A 17,916-nucleotide genomic window follows, 5' to 3' on the forward strand; every position below is an offset into this window, starting at 1 on the left:
GCGCCCGCCGTGCACCGGGCGGGACCCCGGTGTGCTCCGGCCCGGTGCCGGTGGAGTTCGCGTACCGTTCGTGGGTTACGCGTCGATCCGGTTCGCGGAGCGCAGCCGCTGGAAGCTGCGCGCGAGCAGCCGGGAGACGTGCATCTGGGAGACGCCGAGTTCGGCGCTGATCTGGGACTGGGTGAGATTGCTGTAGTAGCGCAGCAGCAGGATGCGCTGTTCCCGCTCGGGGAGCTGGACCAGGAGGTGGCGGACCAGATCGCGGTGTTCGACGCCGTCCAGGGCCGGGTCCTCGTAGCCGATCCGGTCCAGCAGGCCGGGCAGTCCGTCTCCCTCCTGGGCGGCCTCCAGCGAGGTGGCGTGGTAGGAGCGCCCGGCCTCGATACAGCTGAGGACCTCCTCCTCGCTGATCCGGAGCCGTTCGGCGATCTCGGCGGTGGTCGGCGAGCGGCCGTAGAGCGTGGTCAGGTCCTCGGTCGCGCTGTTGACCTGTACCCACAGCTCGTGCAGCCGGCGCGGGACGTGGACGGTGCGGACGTTGTCCCGGAAGTAGCGCTTGATCTCGCCGACCACGGTGGGCATGGCGAAGGTCGGGAACTGCACGCCCCGGTCCGGGTCGAACCGGTCGATGGCGTTGATCAGGCCGATGGTGCCGACCTGGATGACGTCCTCCATCGGCTCGTTGCGGGAGCGGAAGCGGGCGGCGGCATAGCGTACGAGCGGGAGGTTCGCCTCGATCAGCGCCCCCCGCACCCGGTTGTGCTCCGGCGTGCCGGGGGTCAGCTGCTTCAGTTCGGTGAAGAGCACCTGGGTCAGGGCGCGGGTGTCCGCGCCACGGCGCTTCGCGGGGGCCGACGGGGTCGGGGACGCCGCCTCGTCCTGAGGGGGCGCAGTACTGGCCGACACGGTCAACGCCACCTCTTCGTCCGTCAATCATCCGTCAAAAGCGGTCATAGCATCACAAGACATGTGCACGGTGTGCAAGCACCTGCTAACGCCGTGTTGTGGCCCGGTGCCGACAAGTTGACGGGCGCGCGCCCATGCGGAAGCCCCCCGCCGGAATCGATCGGCGAGGGGCTTGCGGGCGTGCGGGGCTCAGAACTCGTAGTCGGCGATCACCCAGGTGGCGAACTCGCGCCACCGCGCGCCGGCCGCCTGGTGGGCCGGGTGCTCCAGATAGCGCTTCAGGGCGTCGGCGTCGTCGACGGCCGAGTTGATCGCGAAGTCATAGGCGATGGGCCGGTCGCTGATGTTCCAGGCGCACTCCCAGAACCGCAGCTCCTCGATCTGTCCGCCGAGGGCCCGGAAGGCCTCGACGCCCGCCACGACCCGCGGATCGTCGCGCTCGACGCCTTCGTTGAGCCTGAAGAGGACCAGATGGCGGATCATGGGGGTACCTCAGCTCTTTCCTCCGTTGGCGGCCCAGGTCATGAAGTCCCCGACGGCCCCGGCCGCGTCCGATATGCCTTCGAAGCCTATCTGGACGTAGTCGGCCGCCTTGGCCGGGTCCGTGATGATCACGTACAGCGCGAAGACCACCAGGACGTACACGGCGATCTTCTTGACGTTCACCGTCACCACGGCCTCCCTGTGCCGGGCCCCAAGGCCCCCCTGTTGCCGGCCGCGAGTGTAACCTCCGGGCCCTCGGTGCCGGGTCGGCAAGCCCGTCGGCGCCCGGCCGTTGTGAGCCGGAACACGCGAAGGGCCCCGCCTCTCGGCGGGGCCCTTCGACGAGCGGTAGCGGAGGGATTTGAACCCTCGGTGACTTGCGCCACACTCGCTTTCGAGGCGAGCTCCTTCGGCCGCTCGGACACGCTACCGAGGGAGACCTTACAGCACGGGGCGGCGTGGTTCGAAATCGGTGTCCGCGCGGCCGGTGACCGCGCCCGGCCTTCCGTCCGGCGGCCCGTCCGGCGGTCCCGTCAGCGGTCCCGGAAGAACTCCGTGAGCGGCCGGGCGCACTCCTCTTCGAGGACGCCGGCGACGACCTCCGGGCGGTGGTTGAGCCGCCGGTCGCGCAGCACGTCCCACAGGGAGCCGGCCGCGCCCGCCTTGTCGTCGCGGGCGCCGTAGACCACCCGGTCCACCCGGGACTGGACGAGCGCGCCCGCGCACATCGTGCAGGGTTCCAGGGTCACCACGAGCGTGCAGCCGGTCAGCCGCCACTCGCGGGCCCGCCGCCCGGCGTCCGCCGCCTCGTTCAGGGTGGCCGCCGCACGCCGGATGGCGAGGACCTCCGCGTGGGCCGTGGGATCGCCGGTGGCCTCACGCTCGTTGTGCCCGGCGCCGAGCACCGTCGTGCCGTCCGGGGACAGCACGACGGCGCCGACCGGGACGTCGCCGCCCCGGGCGGCCAGGCCGGCCTGGTCCAGGGCGAGCCGCATGGCGGCCCGCCAGGGGTCCCGTACCGGGTCCGGCGTGCCCTGTGGATGCCCCGCCGGGTCCGGGATGTCCTGCGGATTCCGTGCCGTGGTCAGCGGACGGTCTCCAGCACCTCCGAGGCGCCCAGCGCCTCGGCGATCGTGCCCAGCGCGTCGTCGGCGTCCAGGGCACGCAGCTCCTTCTCGCTGATGCCGAGGTCGTCGAGGATGCCGCTGTCGCCCACCGGGCTGTGCGACACCGCGTCGGTGGCGGCCACCTCCTCGTGCTCCTCGTCCTCCTCGGACTCACCTTCCTCGGTGCCGTCGAGGTCCAGGGCGTCCAGGTCCGGACCGTCGTCCGTACCGGGCTCCCGGCCGAGCAGCTCGTCGGTGAGCAGCAGCTCCCCGTACGCGCTGCGGCGGGCGGCGGCGGCGTCCGAGACGTAGATGCGAGGGTCGTCCTCGCCGTCCACGCGGAAGACGCCGAACCAGGAGCCCTCCTGCTCGATCAGGACGAGCACCGTGTCCTCGTCGGGAGAGGCTTCCCGGGCCAGGTCGGCCAGATCCGACAGGGTCTCCACATCGTCGAGCTCCGTGTCGCTCGCTTCCCACCCGTCTTCGGTGCGCGCGAGCAGTGCGGCGAAGTACACCGTGACTCTCCCACTGGTCATAGGCGTGCCGGTTGGGGGTCCCCCCGGCGGAGGTACTTGGGCGGAGAGAGCTGGGCTCCGAGCCCCACCCACTCGGAATCGTGGCAGAAACAAGGCGTTCAGGGGACGTCTTCGACTCCCTGTGTCCGGCTGTTTCGATCGTGGATCCGTGATCGGCTCAGCGGCGCGCTCGTTGCCGCCACCTGCGGATCGTACGCGGCTTTTCGCCGCGCTCCCGCACGGCCACCTCTCCAACACCGGTGCGGACACCGGTCTTCCGCGCCGGTCACGGCCTCGCGGACTACCAGCGGAACGTGCGCATCCGCAGCGCCTGGCGCAGCCGGGCGGCCTTGGCGTGCCGGGGACGCACCCGGGCGCGCAACTCCCGGGCCTCGGCGAGATCGCGCAGGAACCGGGCGCGCCGCCGCCGGCGCTCGGCCTCGCTCTCGGGTTCCTCGGGCTGGTCAGGCAGGTCGGACACGTCACACCACCCCATTCCCTCACTCCCACTTTCCCCCGAACGGCCGGTTTGACGCCAGCGTGAGAGCGGCCGGAGGCGCAGGTACCGTTAGGGGCATGCGTCTCCATGTCGTCGACCACCCCCTGGTCGCTCACAAGCTCTCCACGCTGCGCGACCGGCGCACCGACTCCGCGACCTTCCGGCGGCTCGCCGACGAGCTGGTCACCCTGCTCGCCTACGAGGCCACGCGGGACGTGCGGACCGAGGCCGTCGACATCCAGACACCGGTCGCCCGCACCACGGGCGTGAAGCTGGCCCGTCCGCGTCCGCTGGTGGTGCCGATCCTGCGGGCCGGTCTCGGCATGCTGGACGGCATGGTCCGGCTGCTGCCGACCGCCGAGGTGGGCTTCCTGGGCATGATCCGCAACGAGGAGACGCTGGAGGCGTCCACGTACGCCTCGCGCATGCCGGAGGACCTGTCGGGCCGCCAGGTGTACGTGCTGGACCCGATGCTGGCGACGGGCGGCACGCTGGTCGCGGCGATCCGGGAGCTGATCAAGCGCGGTGCGGACGATGTGACGGCCGTGGTGCTGCTGGCCTCTCCCGAGGGAGTCGCCGTCATGGAGCGCGAGCTGGCGGGGACGCCGGTGACCGTGGTCACGGCGGCGGTCGACGATCACCTCAACGAGCAGGGGTACATCGTGCCGGGGCTCGGGGACGCGGGCGACCGGCTCTACGGAGCCGCGGAGTAGTCCCCTCCGGTCAGCCGGTCAGCCGGTCAGCCGGTCAGCAGGTCTTCTTCTGGCTGCCCGCCGGTTCGGGGGCCGTCAGCGTGGTCACGGCCTTGTCGGCCGTCTGCCGGCGGGTCAGGGCCTTGAAGGCGTCGCCGATGATCAGGTCGAGGTCGGCGCCCTTGCGGGCGTCGGCGCGCAGGCCGGCGCCCGCGAGCTGGGTGGCGAGCACCCGTAGCGAGGTGTCCTGGGCGGCGGGGGAGCCGAGGAGCAGGCCCGTGCCCTTGACCTTCTTGTCGTACGCCTTGGCCGCGTTGCCCACCTTGCCGATCCGGAAGCCGCGCCGGCGCAGTTCGTCGGCGGTCTTCTTGGCGAGCCCGGTGCGCTCGGTGGCGTTGTAGACGTTCACCGTGATCCGGCCGGGCGCGGGCAGGGCGTCCGCCTGCGCCGCCGGGGCCGGCTCGGCCCGGCCGGCCTGGTGGGCCTTGGTGCGGCAGTCCGTCGTACGGGCGGCCGCCGTGGTGTCGCCGCCGCCGGTGAAGACGTCGATGAGCTGCACGGTGCCCCAGCCGAGCAGGCCGAGCACGGCGACGGACGCCGCCGCCGCGGCCACGAGCCTGCCGCGCCGGCGGGACGGACGCATGCGGGGGTACTTGTCCCCCGTGATCCGGTACTGGCCGCCCATGCCGGGAGGAGTCAGCATGCTCATGAGCGCAGCGTAGTGCGCCCGGGCGGCGATGCCTATCAGATGATCAGCCGATGGGGCTCAGCGGAACCCGAAAGGGTCAACGGCCGTGTCGCGCCGGGTCAGTCGAGTTCGAGCACGCGTGCGTGCAGCACCTGGCGCTGCTGGAGGGCGGCGCGGACCGCGCGGTGCAGCCCGTCCTCCAGATACAGGTCGCCCTGCCACTTCACGACGTGCGCGAAGAGGTCGCCGTAGAACGTCGAGTCCTCCGCGAGCAGGGTCTCCAGGTCGAGTTGCTGCTTGGTGGTCACGAGCTGATCGAGGCGGACCGGGCGCGGCGCGACGTCCGCCCACTGCCGGGTGCTCTCCCGGCCGTGGTCGGGGTACGGCCGGCCGTTTCCGATGCGCTTGAAGATCACACGGAAAGCCTACCGGCCAACACGTTCCGGGCGCAGCCATGGCGGCCCGGTGCGACGCTTGAAAAGACGGTTCAAAGACAGGCCAAATACGGATCAAGACGGGCATACAGGCTGCAACGGGAACAGGGGCCCGAGATGAGTGACAGCGAGAGCGTGCCGTCCGCCGGCTCCCCGGAGTCCGCCGCGCTGCCCGGCGCCGCGGCGCGGATCGCCTCCGGTTACGTCTTCGCCGGCCCCGCGCTCGACCTCGGCGCCCTCCTGTGGGACGGCCGGTGCCTGCCGGGCGCGCCCGTCCGCGTCCCGCTGTCGGTGCTCAACCGGCACGGCCTGGTCGCGGGCGCCACCGGCACCGGCAAGACCAAGACCCTCCAGCTGATCGCCGAGCAGCTGTCGGCAAGGGGCGTGCCGGTGTTCCTCGCGGACGTCAAGGGCGACCTGTCCGGCATCGCGCGGCCCGGACGGGACGGCGACCGGGTACGGCGGCGGGCCGGCGAGGTCGGCCAGCGATGGACCCCGGCCGGCTTTCCGGCGGAGTTCTACGCGCTCGGCGGTCTCGGTCACGGCATTCCGGTCCGGGCCACGGTCACCAGTTTCGGCCCGGTGCTGCTGGCCAAGGCCCTGCGGCTGAACCGGACCCAGGAACAGTCCCTCGGCCTGGTCTTCCACTATGCCGACACCAAGGGCCTGGAGCTGATCGACCTCAAGGACCTGCGCGCGGTGGCCGCCTTCCTCACCTCCGACGAGGGCAGGGCCGAGCTGAGGGCGATCGGCGGGCTGTCCGCCGCCACCGCCGGGGTGATCCTGCGCGCGCTGACGGAGTTCGAGGCGCAGGGCATGGCGGACTTCTTCGGCGAGCCGGAGTTCGACACCGCCGACCTGCTGCGCACGGCACCGGACGGCCGGGGCGTCGTCTCGGTCCTGGAGCTGCCCGCCGTCCAGGACAAGCCGCTGCTGTTCTCCACCTTCCTGATGTGGCTCCTCGCCGACCTCTTCCACGACCTGCCCGAGGCCGGCGACCTCGACCGGCCGAAGCTGGTCTTCTTCTTCGACGAGGCGCACCTGCTGTTCGAGGACGCCTCCAGGGCCTTCCTGGAGGCCATCACCCGGACAGTGCGGCTGATCCGCTCCAAGGGCGTCGGCGTCTTCTTCGTCACCCAGACCCCGAAGGACGTGCCCGGCGATGTCCTCGGCCAGCTCGGCAACCGGATCCAGCACGCCGTGCGCGCCTTCACCCCGGACGACCACAAGGCCCTGCGGGCGACCGTGCGGACCTTCCCGGAATCGGCGTACGACCTGGAGGAACTGCTCACCGGGCTGGGCACCGGCGAGGCCGTGGTGACCGTGCTCGGCGAGACCGGCGCGCCGACGCCGGTCGCCGCCACCCGGCTGCGCGCCCCGGAGTCCCTGATGGGACCGGTGGACACCGCCGAGATGGACCGGGCGGTCCGCGGCTCCGCGCTCCACGACCGTTATGCACAGGCTGTGGACCGCGAGTCGGCGTACGAGAAACTGAGCGCCGCGAGACCGCGGGAGGCGGCGCCGAGTCCCCGGGCGGTCTCCCGCGAGGAACACGAGGAGGAGCCCTCGCTGGTCGAACAGGTCGTGAGAAGCGGGGTGTTCCGGTCGCTGGCCCGTTCGGTCGGCACGCAGATCGGCCGGGAGATCACCCGCTCCCTGTTCGGCACGGCACGGCGGCGGAGGTAATTTTCAGGGTCGGAAGGCGCCTGCGTTCGGGCGCACGCGGGGCCAGCGCGGCCGGGGACGGTCACAGTGTCCGTGGCACCCGGCGGGCCCGGCCGCGCATGCGCAGCGCGGTGAGGACCTCCACGACGCCCACCGCGACCAGCCAGATCCCGCCGACGAGCGTGAGCACCGCGACCGACTTGAACGGCGAGTCGATGAGCACGATCCCGGCGACGAAGGTGAGGACGCCGAGGAGGATCTGCCAGCCCCGGGCGGGCATCCGGGGGTCGTGCAGGGCGGCCAGGGACTGGGTGATTCCCCGGAACAGCCAGCCGATCCCGATCCACAGGGCGAGCAGCAGCACCGACTGCATGGGCCGGCGGAAGCACAGCAGGCCGAGCAGGATCGACAGCGCGCCGCTGATGAAGGCCAGCACGCGCAGCGAGGTCGCCTGGTGCGTGCCGAAGGCGGAGACCAGCTGGAGGACCCCGCTGTAGAGCAGGTACAGGCCGAACAGCACACCGGCGGCGAGCAGGGAGGCGCCCGGCCAGACCAGCACCAGGACGCCGAGCACCAGGGAGCCGATGCCGGTGAGCAGGACGACCTGCCAGGCGGCGCGGGACAGGGCGTGCAGCGGGCCCTCGAACGGCGGTTCCGGTTCCGGATGGCCGCGGGCCGGTTCCGCGGCGGGCCGCCCGCGGGCCGCGTCTGCCGCGTGGACGTGCCGGTCGTCGTACTCACGGTCCCCGGCGGGGCCGCCACTCGGTGCGTCGGTCATGCCTCATGCTGCGAGCGGGCGAGTGACAGGGGCCACCGGGGTGGTCCGGACGGGGGACGGGCGCTTCCGTTTCCGCTGCTCCCGCCCGCTTCCTCCGCTGCCTCCGCTGTTCTTCTACTTCTTCGCCGCCCTGGCGGCCTTGGCCGCCGCCTTCGTCTCCTGCTTGTGGGCGCGCACCTTGGCCAGCGACTCGGGTCCGGTGATGTCGGCGACGGAGCGGAAGGAGTCCGGTTCGCCGTAGGCACCGGCGGCCTCCCGCCAGCCCTCCGGGGCGACTCCGAGCCGCTTGCCGAGCAGGGCCAGGAAGATCTGCGCCTTCTGCTTGCCGAACCCCGGCAGAGCCTCCAGCCGGCGCAGCAGCTCCGGCCCGCTGCCGGCGTCCCGCCAGACCGCCTCCGCGTCCCCGTCGTAGTGCTCGACGAGGTACTGGCACAGCTGCTGGATCCGCTTCGCCATCGAGCCCGGGTAGCGGTGCACGGCCGGCTTGCCGGAGAGCAGCCCGGCGAAGGCCTCCGGGTCCATCGCGGCGATCTCGTGGGCGTCCAGGTCCTCGGCGCCGAGCCGGTCGGCGATGGTCCGGGGACCCTTGAACGCCCACTCCATCGGGATCTGCTGGTCCAGCAGCATCCCGGTCAGCGCGGCGAGCGGGGAGCGTCCGAGGAGCGCGTCGGCCGCGGGGTCCTGGGCGAGGTGCAGGGTGACGTCCATGCGTCGATGATCCCGCGCCCCCGCCCGCCCCGCCCGCTCAGTCCGCTGCCTCGGCCGGCGAGTCCGCGCGCCAGTACCCCAGCGCGTGCACCCGCTGTTTCGGCACGCCGAGTTCCTTGCGCACGTAGGCCGCGAGGGTGCGGGTGGTCGCCGTGTCGCAGGCGATCCAGACGTACGGGTGCGGGGTGCCGGCGAGGACGCCGGGCAGTTCGGCGCGGACCCGTTCCACCAGGTGGGCACCGGCGTCCCGGCGCGGCACCGGCCGGATCTCGTGCCGACCGGGCTCATTCCGCCGGGGCAGTCCCGCCGGCTCGCCCTCGAACCACACGGTGGCCGGGGCCGAGCCGAGGGCGCCGAGCAGGGAGTTGATGGCGGGCAGCGAGGCCGCGTCGCCGATCGCCACGAGGTGGGAGGGCGCGGGGTCGGGGTCCCGGAAGCCGGTGCCCTGGACGGTGGCCTCGATGGTGTCGCCGGGACGCGCGGCGCGGGCCCAGTCCGAGGCCACGCCCTCGTGCAGGGCGAATTCGAGGCCGAAGGTGCCGGTGGCCGGGTCGGGATCGACCAGGGTGTAGGCCCGCTGGTGCGGCCGGCCGTGGTCGGAGAACCACAGCCGGACCCACATCGTCGGATGGACTCCGGTCGCGGCGAGCAGCCCGCCGTCGCTCAGCCGCAGCCGCCGGTAGTCGGGTGTCACGTCCTCGGTGCCGAGGACGGTCAGTACGAAGTCCTTGGCGCGCAGCAGTCGTAGGACCGCGCCTTCCCAGCCCCGCCCTTGTCCCATGCCCCCTCCATCGTTCGCGTACGATTCCGCCACAGAAAAAACTTAGGCAAGGCTAACCTAAAATCCTCAAGGGGGTCCTTCGTGGCCATCGAGATCTACCGCGACGCCCGGGGCGTCCCCCACCTGCGCGCCTCCGACGCCCGGGAACTCGCCCACGCCCAGGGCCTGGTCACCGCGCACGACCGGGCCTGGCAGCTGGAGGTCGAGCGCCACCGGGCGCAGGGCACCTCCGCGTCCTTCCTCGGCGCCGAGGCCCTGTCCTGGGACGTCTTCGCCCGCCGGGCCCGGCTGGAGGACACCGCCCGGCGCTGCTTCACCGCGCTGGAGCGCCGGGACCCCGAGACGGCCGACTGGGTACGGGCGTACGTCGACGGCGTCAACGAAGGGCTGACCGACGGCGCCCGCCGCGCCCCCGAGTTCACCCGCTCCGGCCTGACCCCGGGCCGCTGGCAGCCCTGGACGCCCCTCGGCGTCTGGCTCGGCACGCACATCCTGTTCGCCGGGTTCCCCGCCAAGCTCTGGCGCGAGCAGGCGATACGGCACCTCGGCCCGGAGGCGGCCGGCCTGTTCGCCACGGACGGGACGGGCACGGCGGGCAGCAACGGCTGGCTGGTCACCGGCGAACGCACCGCCGGCGGACGGGCGCTGCTCGCCGGCGATCCGCACCGGTTCATCGAGGACCCCGGTGTCTACCAGCAGATCCGCCTGGCCTGCCCCGAGTTCGACGTCGTCGGCCTGGCCGTGCCCGGCGTGCCCGGCATCCCGCACTTCGGCCACGCCGGCACGGTCGCCTGGGCCATCACCAACGCCATGGCCGACTACCAGGACCTCTACCGCGAACGGCTCCGCCGCACCCGCGCGGGCGTCGAGGCCCTGGGCCCCGACGGCACCTGGCGACGCGCCGCCCGCCACACGGAGACCGTCGACATCGCGTCCGAACCACCGCTGGAGATAGAGCTGATCGAGACGCCTCGGGGTCCGGTGATAGCCGGCGGACCGGAGGGGCTGGACGCCCTCGTGGCGCCGGGCACGGACGCCGGTCGGCATGCGGCCGGTGCGGGCACGGGTCGGGGTTCGGGCGTGCCGGACGCGGATGCCGGTCAGGGACTGCCGGTGGTGGCGGAAGGCTCCGCGCGCGCAGCCGCGGCCGCCGGCGCCGGGACCCGGCCGCCGGGGCCGTCCGCACCCGGCGGCGAGAGCAGCCGCACGGACGGCGCGGACGGGTACGAGGACCCGGCCGGCGGCGGAGCCGAGGCGCTCGCCCTGCGCTACCCGCCCCGCGTCACGGAAGACCTCGGCTTCAGCGCCCTGCTCCCGCTCCTCCGCGCCCGCACCGTCACCGACGTCGACCGCGCCCTGGACGCCTGGACCGAGCCGGTCAACGTCGTCCAGGCCGCCGACACCGCCGGAGGCACCCTGCACCGCGTCGCCGGAAAGGTCCCCCGCCGCGCCGCCGCCAACCTCCTCCACCCGGTCCCGGCCTGGCAGCCCGGCCACGACTGGCACGGCACGCACGAGACGCCGTACGCCGACCCGCCCACCACCGACGGCATCGCGGTGATGGCCAACGCCCGCGGCCTGGCCGCCCCCCTCGGCGTCGAGTTCGCCCCGCCGCACCGCGCCGCCCGTATCGCCGCCCTGCTCGACACGCGCCGCGTCTGGACCGCCGACGACATGGCCGCGATCCACACCGACACCCACCTCGGCTCCGCCGCCCCGCTGCTGGAGCGCCTCACCGCCCTCACCGACCTCAGCCCCGCCGCCGCGGCCCTGCGCGACCGCCTGCTCGACTGGGACCGCCGGATGGACGCGGACAGCACCGACGCGGCGGCGTTCGCGGCACTGCGCCACGCGGTCGTACGCCGCCTCGCCGCGCACCCGGCCTTCGCCCCGCTCGCCGAGCCCCCGGCCTACCCGGACGTCCTGCGACCCTGGCTGGCCCTCATACCCCGTATCGGCCACGCCCTCGAACACCTCCTGGAAGCGAAGGAGCTGTACGACATCGACCGCACGGAGGCCGTCCGCGCGGCCCTCGAGGAGACCGCCGCCGCACCGCCCGCCCGGCCCTGGTCCGCCACCCACCGCCTGGCCGCCTGGCGGGCGCTGCCCGGGCAGCCGGACGACGGCACCGCCGAACCCGGTCTCGGCGGCGACCACGACTGCGTGCTGTGCACCTCGGCCGTCCCCGGCGTCACCGACCGCGCCGCCCGAGGCCCGGCCGCCCGCTTCGTCTGGGACCTGTCCGACCGCGCGAACAGCCGCTGGGTGGTGCCGTTCGGCGCCGACGGCGTACCCGGCACCGCCCACCACCGCGACCAGCTGCCCCTGTGGCTCGCGGGCGACCTCGCCCCGGTGGTCACCGACTGGTCCCGGCTCACCCCCGAACGCACCGCACACCCGGCACTCCCGAGGAGACCCATGACCGACCTGCACGTCCAGCACATCGACGGCTACGGCACCGTCCGGATCCGCGCCGTCGACCCGGAGGGCGACGCGGAGCTGATCCACTCCTGGGTGAGCGACGAACGCGCCGTGTTCTGGGGCATGAACGGCCTGACCCGGACCCAGGTCGCCGACGTCTACGCCCACCTGGCCACCCTCGACACCCACCACGCCCACCTGGTCGCCAAGGACGGCGAACCGGCCGCGCTCCTCCAGACGTACGAGCCCTCGGCCGACCGCGTCGGCGAGTGCTACGACGTCCGCCCCGGCGACCTCGGCGTCCACCTCCTCCTCGCGCCCGCCGGGTCCGACGGCCCGCACCCCGGCTGGACCTCCGGCCTGCTGACGGCGCTGACGACGTACGTCCTGCGGGTCCTGGACCGGCCGCGGATCGTGATCGACCCGGACGTGCGCAACGACAAGGCGATCGCCCGATTCGAACGCCAGGGCTTCACCCGCGGCCCCGCCGTCGTCCTGCCCGAGGTCGACCTGCCCGAGGTGTACCTGCCGGAGAAGCACGCCCAACTCGCGTTCCTGGACCGGGCGGTAGCCTTCCCCGGGTGACGACGCCCGAAGAGCTGATCGCGCGCTACGGCCTCGAACCCATCCCCCGCGAAGGCGGCCTGTTCCGGCGCACCTGGGCCGGGCCCGAGCGCCCGGACGGCCGCCCCGAGGGATCGGCGATCGTGGCGCTGCTCACCGCCGACGACTTCTCCGCCCTGCACCGCCTGCCGTTCGCCGAGACCTGGCACTTCTACCTCGGCGACCCGCTCCACCTGCTGCTCCTCGCCCCCGACGGCACCACCCGCCGTCCCGTCCTCGGTCCGGACCCCGGCTTTGGCCAGCACCTCCAGCTGACCGTGCCGGCCCGCACCTGGATGGGCGCGCGGGTGGCGGCGGGCGGCGCGTGGACGTTCTTCGGCTGCACCATGGCCCCCGGATTCACCTACGCGGACTACGAACACGGGGACCCGGCCGACCTCACGGCGCGTTATCCGGCCGAGGCCGCCTCGATCACGGAACTCTGCCGCCCATGACACCGTCCCCGCGCCTGCTCGAAGGACAGATCGCCCTGGTGACCGGCGCGGGCGGCGGCATCGGCCGCGCCCTCGCCCTGCGCTTCGCGGAGCACGGCGCGGCGGTCGCCGTGCACTGCCGTACGGCGCTCACCGCCGCCACCGAGGTGGCCGACCGCATCCGGGCGGCGGGCGGCAGGGCGGTGGTCCTCCAGGCCGACCTGACCGACGAGGCCGCCTGCCGGCGCCTGGTCGAGGAGACGACGGCCTGGTCGGACGGACACCTGACCGCGCTCGTCAACAACGCGGCCGTCCAGTCCGTCCAGCCGCTGCCGGAACTGACCGCGGAGGACTGGCGTACGGTCGTCGACACCAACCTCATCAGCGTCTTCGCCTGCACCCAGGCCGCCGCGGCCCACATGCGCGCCCACGGCGGCGGCACCATCACCCACATCGCCTCCATCGAGGCCGCCCACCCGGCCCCCGGCCACGCCCACTACGGCGCGGCCAAGGCGGCGGTGGTCGTGCACGCCCGCGCGGCGGCCCTGGAGTACGGCCCCGACGGCATCCGCGTCAACACGGTCTCGCCCGGCCTGATCGACCGGCCCGGCCTGGCCGAGTCCTGGCCGGACGGCGTCCGCCGCTGGCTCGCCGCGGCCCCGGCCGGCCGCCTGGGCCGCCCCGAGGACGTGGCCGACGCCTGCGCCTTCCTCGCCTCCCCGCTGGCCTCCTGGATCACCGGCCACGACCTGGTGGTGGACGGCGGAGTGACCTCCCGCCCGACCTGGTGAGCACACCGTCCGCTCCCTCCGTACGTATACCGGGTCCCTGCAGACGGGCGCGGACACACGAGGAGACGGACGGAGGCCGAGGGTGGGGCACGAGAAAAACGAAGGACAACCGCCCACCCCGTCCCGGACCCCGGCGACGCGCCCGGCTCCTCACGGAGGATGGCCGACCCTCCCGTTGCGGAACCTGGTGGCGCGGCCGATCCCCCGCGCCGGACGTCGAGGGGAAGGGCGGGAGCCGGGGGCGGGGCGCGGTGAAGGCGGAGGACGACCGGCCGGCCCGCCCCGGGACCCGGTGGCGCGCCCGGCCCTACACGGAGGACGACCGACCGCCCCGCCCCGGACCCCGGCGACGCGCCCGGCCCCTCGCGCCGGACGGCGAGACGACCGGCGGGTCCGGCTTGGCGGAGCCCTCCTGCTCCCCGTCCTCCTGTTCGGCCTCCTCCTCGGTGCCGCCGCCCCCGCCCGCGCCCACGCCGTGCCGCGGGCGTCGGACCCCGCCGACGGAACCGTCCTGCGTACCGCGCCCCGTCATGTGACCCTGACCTTCAGCGAGCCGGTCGGCCTGCTGACCGGCTCCTTCCGGGTCTACGACCCCGGCAACCACCGCGTCCGCACCGCCCCCGCCGATCACGCCCCCGGCCGCTCCGACACCGCCCGGGTCACCCTGCCCGCCCGCCTCGGCCCCGGTACGTACACGGTCGCCTGGCGGGTGGTGTCGGCCGACAGCCACCCGGTGTCCGGCGCCCTCACCTTCTCGGTGGGCGCGCGCACGGCGGCACCGGCGGCCCCGCCCGCGCGGCCGGCGGAGCACCCGGTCACCACCGCCCTGCACACCCTCGCCCGCCACCTCGCCTACCTCTCCCTGGCCCTGCTCCTGGGCACCGCCGCCTTCGTGGCGTACTGCCGTCCGCCCGCCACGGCCCACCTGCGCGTCCCCGCCCTGGCCGCCGCCGGCACCCTGCTCGCCGCCACGGCCGCCGGCTACCTCCTGCGGGCGCCGTACGAGCAGGGCACCGCCCCGGCGACCGCGCTCACCACCGCCGCCCTCACCCACACCGCGACGACCCGCCCCGGCCTGCTGCTCCTCGCCCGCGCCGCACTGCTGCTCCTGGCGGCGGCCGGCGCGGCCCTGCTGCGCGCGCGCCGCGTCCGGCTCCCGCGCCGCGCCACCGTCGCGGCAGGCGCGGTCACCGCCGTCGGCCTCTGCCTGACCTGGTCGGCCTCCGGTCACGCCGCGGCCGGGATCCAGGTCCCGGTGGCGATCGCCGCGGCCACCCTGCACCTGCTGGCTACGGCGGCCTGGCTGGGCGGCCTGGCCGCGCTGCTGTGGACGCTACGGCGCACCCCGGTCCCGGATCGCCTGCCCGCCTCCGTCCCGGCCCGCTTCTCCCGGCTGGCGTCGGCCTCGGTGACGGTCCTGGTGCTGACCGGCGTCTACCAGTCCTGGCGCGGCCTCGGCTCCTGGCAGGCGCTGACCGGCACGGCGTACGGGCACACCCTGCTGGCCAAACTGGCGGCGGTCACCGCCCTGCTCCTCGCGGCGGCCTGCTCCCGCACCTGGACCACCCGCCTGACCGGCACCGCCACCCCGACCGTGGCCCACGCGCACCCGCTGCGCCGCTCGGTCCTGGCGGAGGCGGCCGTGGCCATCGTCGTCCTGGCGCTGACCACCCTCCTGACCGGCACCGTCCCCGGCCGCGCGGCGACGGAGCCGGCGACCGCGTCCGCACCCGTACCGGCCGGCATTCCCGCGGCCGCCGTCATCACGATCCCCTTCGACACCGGCGCCCCCGGCGGTCACGGCACCGTCCAGATCACCCTGGACCCCGGCCGGACCGGCCGGAACTCGGTCCAGGCGGTGGTCTACGGCCCCGACGGCGGCCTGTCGTCCGTCCCCGGGCTCCGGGTCACCCTCACGCTCCGGGACCGGCGCGTGGGCCCGCTGGACACCCGCGTCACGGACCGCGGCGGCTACTGGGCCACCGATGCCTTCACCCTCCCCCTCCCCGGCACCTGGACCCTGAAGGCGACGGTCCGGGTGTCGGACCTGGACCAGGTGACGGTGTCGGCCCCGCTGCGCGTGGCGCGGTGAGGGGCCCGGCACGGCGGTCTCCGGCAATAGCGTGGTGACCGTCAGTGGCTGGCGATAGTCTCCTGCCCGCAAGGTCCGGAGAGCGGTGAGGCGGGACAGCGTTGAGCGTTTTGCATATTCGACAGGTGGACGCCCACATCCAGCGCAAGATAGGGCCGCACCTGGACCTGGACGACGTCAGGAAACGCAAGGGCGATGTCCATATGGCGACCCTCACCCGCGGTCTCGCCGCCCTCGCCGTTCAGGTGCTCACCGGATTCGATGTAGAACAGGCCACGGCATGTGTCATTGACGGATTCCAGGACAATGGAATCGATGCCATCGCCGTCGATGAGACGCAGAGCCGCATCATCATCGTGCAGTCGAAATGGCACGCCGAGGGCCGCAAGACGATGGACCAGAGTGAGGCGCTCAAACTGGTCCACGGCGCGAAAGATCTGTTCAGTCAGAAATTCCACCTCTTCAACGAGCGGGCCCGGAAGCTGCAAGGGGCCATCGAGGCCGCTCTGATCAACCCCGAGGTGAGGATCACCATCGCCTTGGCCACGACCGGGCCCGGCGTACTCCCCGCGGAAGTGCAGCGACCGCTTCAAGACCTGCTGGTCGAGGTGAACGGCGCAGACGACCTGGACGACCTCGTCGACCTGAAGGTGCTCGGGCTGGGAGACCTGCACGGCTTCCTGACCGACAAGATGGCCTCCAAAAAGCTGGACCTGGATCTCCATCTCTCTGAATGGGGTTCCGTCCAGACTCCGTACCAAGCCTATTACGGCCTGGTGCCCGCCAGTGAAATCGCCGCCTGGTACGACAAGCATGGCGAGCGCCTTTTCGACGGTAATATCCGTCACGCTCTTGGGCGTACTTCGGTGAACGAGGCGCTGGTCGCCACACTCCGTCGCGAGCCACACCACTTCTGGTACTTCAACAATGGCATCACTGTTCTCGCCGAGAGCATCAACCGGGCCGCCCGGGACAGTCACAGCCGGACGAACGGGCTTTTCCGGCTGACCGGGGCCACGGTGGTCAACGGGGCACAGACCGCTGCCAGCATTCATGCGGTGATGCAGGAGGACGAAACCCTGCTGGAAGACGCGGAAATCTGGATCCGAGTGATCGGGCTGGACGGATGCCCGGAGGGTTTCGCCTCGTCCGTGACCCGGGCGACCAACACGCAGAACGGGGTGGACGCCCGGGATTTCATCGCCCTCGATCCCAACCAGGACCGCATCCGCGCCCAGCTCCGGCTCCAGTTCGACAAGGCGTACGGCGTCAAGAGGAGCGCTGACCCCGTATCGGGGGACAGTGGCTGCGATGTCGAGGAGGCCGCGATCGCGCTTGCCTGTGCCCACTCGGACCCGGCATTCGCCGTCGACGCGAAACGCCAGGTCAGCGTGTTGTGGGCGTCCACCGACGACCCCGTCTACCGCGAGCTGTTCCCGGAAGACCTGAACGTCGCCCGGCTGTGGAACAGCGTCCTGGCCCTCCGCCTGATCGACGCGGAGCTGGCTCGCCTGCGCAACATGTACGACGACAGCCGGGCGGCCGGCGTCCTCGTCCACGGCAATCGACTGATCGCTCACCTGGTGCTGTCCCGGCTGGGCTCCGCCACGCTGAACGACCCCGACGCGGCCCCCGGCGGCCTTCTGGAACGGGCGACCGGCCTCACTCGTGAACTCAGTGGGCTGCTCGGTGCGGTCGTGGATGCCCACTACTCCGGAGCGTTCCTCGCTCCGCTCTTCAAGAACCACTCGAAGTGCCGGGAACTCGTCTCGGAGACGCTCAGCAGATATGCGGGCGAGCCCGTCCAGCTGCCCGAGCAGCGGCGGTCGGTGAAGCAGGCCACCCGGGCGGTGACCTCCGCGCCGCGTCCTGTGCGCCGTGCCCGCGCCCCTCAGCCGAGCGCTGGCCGGAAACAGGACGCGGTCAAGGTCATCCAGGCCGCCGGAGTCCTGCAAGAGGGCGCGAACCTCGTATTCAAGCCGGGAACGAAGCGTGAGGAGCAGCTCCTCGTGCCATGGGTGGAGGAGGTCCCCGCCCGAGGCAGGGCACGGTGGACGAATCAACCACCGGCGGTGAACCCGCTCATCTGGGAGATCGACGGCGAACGCTACTCGCCGAGCAACCTGGTCACCACGATGATGATCGCCGCCGGCTACTCACCGCCGTCCGGCGTCCGCGGCACCACCCGGTGGTCGGTTGAGGATCGCGGCACCCTGTCCGACATCGCGGAGGAGATCGGCAACACACCGGACGAGCATTCCGACGGCCGTCTCTGGTGAAGCAGCGGATGGCGGTCCGGCACCGGCGGCAACGGTCAAGT

Annotated in this window: 18 protein-coding genes and 1 tRNA gene; 7 read left to right on the forward strand and 12 right to left on the reverse strand. The window is 73.0% G+C overall.

Annotated features, from left to right (window positions below):
* Positions 1–75: 75 nt before the first annotated feature.
* From SCK26_RS19360 to SCK26_RS19390, 7 genes are all read right to left on the reverse strand, one after another.
* Entirely contained in the window at positions 76–912 is an 837-nt protein-coding gene (locus SCK26_RS19360; RefSeq protein WP_318206048.1) for an RNA polymerase sigma factor SigF, read from the reverse strand.
* Positions 913–1,095: 183 nt separating this feature from the next.
* The gene (locus SCK26_RS19365; protein ID WP_318202561.1) at positions 1,096–1,389 is read right to left on the reverse strand and encodes a Dabb family protein; all 294 of its coding nucleotides are present in this window, start codon (positions 1,387–1,389) and stop codon (positions 1,096–1,098) included.
* A 9-nt stretch (positions 1,390–1,398) separates the two neighbouring features.
* Positions 1,399–1,578, reverse strand: a complete 180-nt coding sequence (locus SCK26_RS19370) for a hypothetical protein (protein ID WP_318202562.1) — start codon at positions 1,576–1,578, stop codon at positions 1,399–1,401.
* A gap of 157 nt (positions 1,579–1,735) precedes the next feature.
* Positions 1,736–1,820: transfer RNA gene (locus SCK26_RS19375), tRNA-Ser, on the reverse strand.
* 102 nt (positions 1,821–1,922) lie between these two features.
* Positions 1,923–2,384: a tRNA adenosine(34) deaminase TadA gene (tadA, locus tag SCK26_RS19380; protein ID WP_318202563.1), complete on the reverse strand. Its 462-nt coding sequence runs from the start codon at positions 2,382–2,384 to the stop codon at positions 1,923–1,925.
* Between the two features lie 89 nt (positions 2,385–2,473).
* Positions 2,474–3,010 (reverse strand): hypothetical protein, encoded by a 537-nt coding sequence (locus tag SCK26_RS19385; protein WP_318206049.1) that lies wholly within the window; start codon positions 3,008–3,010, stop codon positions 2,474–2,476.
* A 301-nt stretch (positions 3,011–3,311) separates the two neighbouring features.
* Complete coding sequence (locus SCK26_RS19390) at positions 3,312–3,506, reverse strand: hypothetical protein (RefSeq protein ID WP_318202564.1); 195 nt, start codon at positions 3,504–3,506, stop codon at positions 3,312–3,314.
* 80 nt (positions 3,507–3,586) lie between these two features.
* On the opposite strand from SCK26_RS19390, the gene upp reads away from it, so the two are divergent.
* A complete protein-coding gene (upp, locus tag SCK26_RS19395; protein ID WP_318202565.1) occupies positions 3,587–4,222 on the forward strand; it encodes a uracil phosphoribosyltransferase in 636 nt (211 codons plus the stop codon).
* Positions 4,223–4,256: 34 nt separating this feature from the next.
* On the opposite strand, the gene SCK26_RS19400 is transcribed toward upp, so the two are convergent.
* Entirely contained in the window at positions 4,257–4,910 is a 654-nt protein-coding gene (locus SCK26_RS19400) for a LytR C-terminal domain-containing protein (protein WP_318202566.1), read from the reverse strand.
* Between the two features lie 98 nt (positions 4,911–5,008).
* Entirely contained in the window at positions 5,009–5,305 is a 297-nt protein-coding gene (locus SCK26_RS19405) for a type II toxin-antitoxin system VapB family antitoxin (RefSeq protein WP_004943146.1), read from the reverse strand.
* Between the two features lie 135 nt (positions 5,306–5,440).
* Here SCK26_RS19405 and SCK26_RS19410 point away from each other — a divergent pair, with 135 nt between their 5' ends.
* Positions 5,441–7,009 (forward strand): helicase HerA-like domain-containing protein, encoded by a 1,569-nt coding sequence (locus SCK26_RS19410; protein WP_318202567.1) that lies wholly within the window; start codon positions 5,441–5,443, stop codon positions 7,007–7,009.
* A 61-nt stretch (positions 7,010–7,070) separates the two neighbouring features.
* Here SCK26_RS19410 and SCK26_RS19415 read toward each other — a convergent pair whose 3' ends face one another.
* The 3 genes from SCK26_RS19415 to SCK26_RS19425 all read right to left on the reverse strand — a co-directional run bounded on the left by SCK26_RS19415 (position 7,071) and on the right by SCK26_RS19425 (position 9,255).
* Positions 7,071–7,766, reverse strand: coding sequence for an HdeD family acid-resistance protein (locus SCK26_RS19415; RefSeq protein WP_318202568.1), 696 nt, complete (start codon positions 7,764–7,766; stop codon positions 7,071–7,073).
* A gap of 114 nt (positions 7,767–7,880) precedes the next feature.
* A complete protein-coding gene (locus SCK26_RS19420) occupies positions 7,881–8,474 on the reverse strand; it encodes an HhH-GPD-type base excision DNA repair protein (protein ID WP_318202569.1) in 594 nt (197 codons plus the stop codon).
* Positions 8,475–8,511: 37 nt separating this feature from the next.
* Positions 8,512–9,255, reverse strand: a complete 744-nt coding sequence (locus SCK26_RS19425) for a siderophore-interacting protein (protein WP_318202570.1) — start codon at positions 9,253–9,255, stop codon at positions 8,512–8,514.
* 81 nt (positions 9,256–9,336) lie between these two features.
* On the opposite strand from SCK26_RS19425, the gene SCK26_RS19430 reads away from it, so the two are divergent.
* From SCK26_RS19430 to SCK26_RS19450, 5 genes are all read left to right on the forward strand, one after another.
* A complete protein-coding gene (locus tag SCK26_RS19430) occupies positions 9,337–12,261 on the forward strand; it encodes a GNAT family N-acetyltransferase (RefSeq protein ID WP_318202571.1) in 2,925 nt (974 codons plus the stop codon).
* Positions 12,258–12,734 (forward strand): cupin domain-containing protein, encoded by a 477-nt coding sequence (locus SCK26_RS19435; protein WP_318202572.1) that lies wholly within the window; start codon positions 12,258–12,260, stop codon positions 12,732–12,734. The genes SCK26_RS19430 and SCK26_RS19435 overlap by 4 nt, the downstream gene beginning before the upstream one ends.
* Positions 12,731–13,504, forward strand: a complete 774-nt coding sequence (locus SCK26_RS19440) for an SDR family NAD(P)-dependent oxidoreductase (RefSeq protein WP_318202573.1) — start codon at positions 12,731–12,733, stop codon at positions 13,502–13,504. Before SCK26_RS19435 ends, SCK26_RS19440 begins: the two co-directional genes overlap by 4 nt.
* Positions 13,505–13,916: 412 nt before the next feature.
* Positions 13,917–15,596, forward strand: coding sequence for a copper resistance protein CopC (locus tag SCK26_RS19445; RefSeq protein WP_318206050.1), 1,680 nt, complete (start codon positions 13,917–13,919; stop codon positions 15,594–15,596).
* Positions 15,597–15,721: 125 nt separating this feature from the next.
* Positions 15,722–17,875 carry an AIPR family protein gene (locus SCK26_RS19450; RefSeq protein ID WP_318202574.1) on the forward strand — a complete coding sequence of 718 codons (2,154 nt, stop codon included), beginning with the start codon at positions 15,722–15,724 and terminating at the stop codon, positions 17,873–17,875.
* Positions 17,876–17,916: the final 41 nt, after the last annotated feature.

This window comes from Streptomyces sp. SCL15-4 (assembly GCF_033366695.1).
Taxonomy (GTDB): Bacteria; Actinomycetota; Actinomycetes; order Streptomycetales; family Streptomycetaceae; genus Streptomyces.

What these genes read in the sequence shown, in the direction of transcription:
- SCK26_RS19365 (WP_318202561.1), bottom strand. Translation starts at nt 1,389, where the DNA reads ATGATCCGCCATCTGGTCCTCTTCAGGCTCAACGAAGGCGTCGAGCGC.
- tadA (WP_318202563.1), bottom strand. Translation starts at nt 2,384, where the DNA reads ATGCGGCTCGCCCTGGACCAGGCCGGCCTGGCCGCCCGGGGCGGCGAC.
- SCK26_RS19390 (WP_318202564.1), bottom strand. Translation starts at nt 3,506, where the DNA reads ATGGGGTGGTGTGACGTGTCCGACCTGCCTGACCAGCCCGAGGAACCC.
- upp (WP_318202565.1), top strand. Translation starts at nt 3,587, where the DNA reads ATGCGTCTCCATGTCGTCGACCACCCCCTGGTCGCTCACAAGCTCTCC.
- SCK26_RS19400 (WP_318202566.1), bottom strand. Translation starts at nt 4,910, where the DNA reads ATGAGCATGCTGACTCCTCCCGGCATGGGCGGCCAGTACCGGATCACG.
- SCK26_RS19410 (WP_318202567.1), top strand. Translation starts at nt 5,441, where the DNA reads ATGAGTGACAGCGAGAGCGTGCCGTCCGCCGGCTCCCCGGAGTCCGCC.
- SCK26_RS19415 (WP_318202568.1), bottom strand. Translation starts at nt 7,766, where the DNA reads ATGACCGACGCACCGAGTGGCGGCCCCGCCGGGGACCGTGAGTACGAC.
- SCK26_RS19420 (WP_318202569.1), bottom strand. Translation starts at nt 8,474, where the DNA reads ATGGACGTCACCCTGCACCTCGCCCAGGACCCCGCGGCCGACGCGCTC.
- SCK26_RS19425 (WP_318202570.1), bottom strand. Translation starts at nt 9,255, where the DNA reads ATGGGACAAGGGCGGGGCTGGGAAGGCGCGGTCCTACGACTGCTGCGC.
- SCK26_RS19440 (WP_318202573.1), top strand. Translation starts at nt 12,731, where the DNA reads ATGACACCGTCCCCGCGCCTGCTCGAAGGACAGATCGCCCTGGTGACC.